The 3,031-nt window shown below is 73.6% G+C and carries 2 protein-coding genes; one reads left to right on the forward strand and one right to left on the reverse strand.

The annotated features are described in order from the left end of the window. Nucleotides 1–46 precede the first annotated feature (46 nt). Nucleotides 47–1,405, reverse strand: coding sequence for a M64 family metallopeptidase (locus tag ACFWBW_RS41670; RefSeq protein ID WP_385385124.1), 1,359 nt, complete (start codon nucleotides 1,403–1,405; stop codon nucleotides 47–49). Nucleotides 1,406–1,544: 139 nt separating this feature from the next. Between ACFWBW_RS41670 and ACFWBW_RS41675 the strand changes: the two genes are divergently transcribed. Then, the gene (locus tag ACFWBW_RS41675) at nucleotides 1,545–2,897 is read left to right on the forward strand and encodes a tetratricopeptide repeat protein (RefSeq protein ID WP_385385127.1); all 1,353 of its coding nucleotides are present in this window, start codon (nucleotides 1,545–1,547) and stop codon (nucleotides 2,895–2,897) included. Nucleotides 2,898–3,031: the final 134 nt, after the last annotated feature.

Here is a 3,031-nt window from a genome sequence, read left to right on the forward strand (position 1 = left end):
TCCCCGCCGGCGTGCGTGCCGCGCACGCCGGACCACCGGCGGACGGCTACCGGCGGACGTTCCAGTCGACGGTGGAGCGCAGCGTGCGGGCGATCTCCGGATCGCGGACCGCGGGGGTCCGGTCCTCGGCGGTCACCGACAGGGTGTGGGTGCGGAAGTCGGGGAGCCGCAGCTCCGCGACGGTGACGTCGGTCCGGCCCGCCAGGCGCTTGACCTCGCGGCCGTCGAGGTACCAGCGGACCTGGAGCCGGCGGCCGTCGGGGCCGGTGAGCCGGGGCACGGCGACCTTCACGGTGTGCGCCGTCCGCAGGGTGCGGTCCGTCGGGGTGAGCGGGGTGACGGCCCGCGCGTGCTGGTAGAAGCCGGCGATCATCGCCTCGACGCCGGGGAGGTTGAAGGGTTTGCCCAGGACCCGCATCAGCGAGTTGTCGGTGGGCCGGTTGATCCCGGTGACGAAGTAGCCGCCGCCCGCGTACGCGCCCACGACGCCTCCGTCCGGCGAGGGCTCGCCGAGCCAGCGGTACCACTTGGCCCGCTGCCGGGCCATCCGGTCGGCGGACAGCTTGGAGGTGTTGGACTCGGCGGGCTCGGGCCCGGTGTACTTCTCGTAGTCCGGGACCCCGGGGTAGAAGTACTCGTCGGCGAGTTTGCCGAGCGAGTGGCCCGTCTCGTGGATGGCGACCTGGCCGGACTTGGCGTGGTCCGCCGAGGCGGTGGAGATGCCTTCGTAGCCGAGGGTGGCGCTGGGCTCGTTGTAGCCGGCGCCGCCGTACTTGGCGCTGTTGGCCAGGACGATGACCAGATCGGCCTCCGGCGCCCTGGCCACGTAGGCGTCCACCTTGGGCTGGTCTATGCACAGGAGCCGCTCGATCTCCTCGCACCAGAAGTACGAGCCGAGGGCGGTGTCGCGGACGGTCGCCCGGTCGGGGTCGCCGGAGACTCCGGACTCGTTGGAGACGGCGTCGACCGTCCAGACGTTGAAGAGGTTCCGGTAGGTGGTGTACGGCTCCACGGCCGTCACCTCGGCCCACTTGGCCTGGGCGTCGGTGTGGAACTTCGCCAGCTCGGCCGCCGTGTAGCCGTCGCCGATGAAGACCACGTCCAGTCGGTCGCCGGTGGGGCCGTTGTCGACGAGCTTGACGACCTCGCCGTCCGCCGCCCGCTCCGCTTCGGAGAGCCTGGCGCTCGAACCGGCCGACTGGCCGGCCCGTGCGGGGACGCGGGCGTGGCCCGATCCGGCGTCACCACCCTGCTCCGGCCCCGGAACCTCCACCACGAGCCGGGGCGCGACCGGGTCGTCGGCCGCGCGGACGGGCCCGGCGGCCAGCAACGCGGCGGTCGCGCAGGCCGCCGCTACGGCTGCCCGCAGGACCGCGCGGGCGGCTGGGCGTCTGACGTGGTGCATGAAGTCCTCCTGGAACGCAGCGAGTTAAGTCACTTTGTAAGTGAATTGAATCGGCTGCTTAAATTAGGTGGCGCACGACGGGTGCGCAATGCCCTGGTCCCGCTGAATACTTGGCAGTTCGAGCAACCAGGGGGATCCCATGGACGAACCGGCCGAAATCGGCCGCAGGGTTCAGCGCATGCGCACCGAACTCGGCCTGACACAGCGCAAGTTGGCGGAGCCCTCGTACACCCCGGCCTATATCTCCACCCTGGAGGCGGGGAAGGTGCGCCCCTCGGAGGCCGCCCTGCGCTTCCTGGCCGGGCGGCTCGGCACCTCCTACGAGGAACTGGCCACCGGACGCCCCGCCGGACTGGCCACTGAGCTGCGCCTCGCCCTCACCGACGCCCAGCAGCTCCTGGCCTCCGGCGCGGCGGGCGAGGCCGCCGCCCACTACCGGCGCCTGCTCGCCGAAGCGGAGGGCCTCGGGCTCACCGACGAGCAGGTCGGGGCACTGCTCGGGCTCGGCGACTGCGCCCTGGAGACCGGCGAACTCAGCGACGCCATCGGGTACTTCGAGTCCGCCGAACGGCTGCTGGCCGACGAGCCGCTCCCCCGCCGCGCCCGCCCGATCCGCGGCCGCGCCGTGGCGCACCTGCTCACCGGGGAGCTGCGCTACGCCTGCTACCTGCTCGAGACCACCATCGACGAGCTGGGGGCGAGCGGACTGGCCGACCCCGAGGCGCTGCTCCTGCTCTACGCGGCCGTCATCGGGCCGTACATCGACATGGGCGCCCACGCCCGGGCCGCCCACGCCGCCGAGCTCGCCCTGGCGCTGGCCCCCCGGGTCACCGACCCGGCCCTGGTGGCGGGCATGCACCGGCAGGTCGCGCGGACCTTCCTGACCGAGGGGCGGGTGGCCGACGCCGACGCCTCCCTGGCCAAGGCCCAGGCGATCTACGGGCAGCTACAGCTGCGGACCGATCTGGCGCACTGCCACTGGATGCGCGGCTACGTACAGGCCCAGGACGGGGACCTCGCCTCCGCCGAGCGGGAACTGCGCACGGCCCGGGACATGCTCTCGGCCGGGCGGGCCGCCCTGTACACCGCCCAGGTGGAGGTCGAGCTGGCCGACGTACTGCGCCGGCTCGGCCGGTACGAGGAAGCCGCCGGGCTGCTCTCTGCGCTGCTGGCCCTCGGAGACAGTCACGGCGCGGTCCACGCGGGCGGCGCGCACCGGCTCCTCGGCCTCATGGCCGAGGAGCGGGGCGAGCCCGAGGCCGCCGAGGAGCACTACGTGCAGGCCCTGGCGCTGCTGGAACGCAGCGGGGCGACGGGCGACCTCGCGGACCTGTGCCGGCTCCTCGGAGATCTGCTGCGCCGAGCCGGCCGAACCGAGGCGGCGCTGGACGCCTACCGCACGGGCCTGGGCCACCGGGCGGCTCCCGGCACCACCACCCTGGGCCCCGCTCCCGCGGCGCCGGCGTTCCCGCACCGTCCGGCGGCGCGGTAGCGGGCCCAGGGTGGCGGCCGTCGGCCGGGGGTCGGTCGGCTAGTGCTGTGGCCGGGAAGGTTTGCCGGGTTGCGGCGTTCGGTGCGGTGCATCGCAAGGCGGAGGATCGCGGCTCGTACTGGACGTACTTGCGC

The organism is Streptomyces sp. NPDC059957 (assembly GCF_042730015.1).
Taxonomy (GTDB): Bacteria; Actinomycetota; Actinomycetes; order Streptomycetales; family Streptomycetaceae; genus Streptomyces.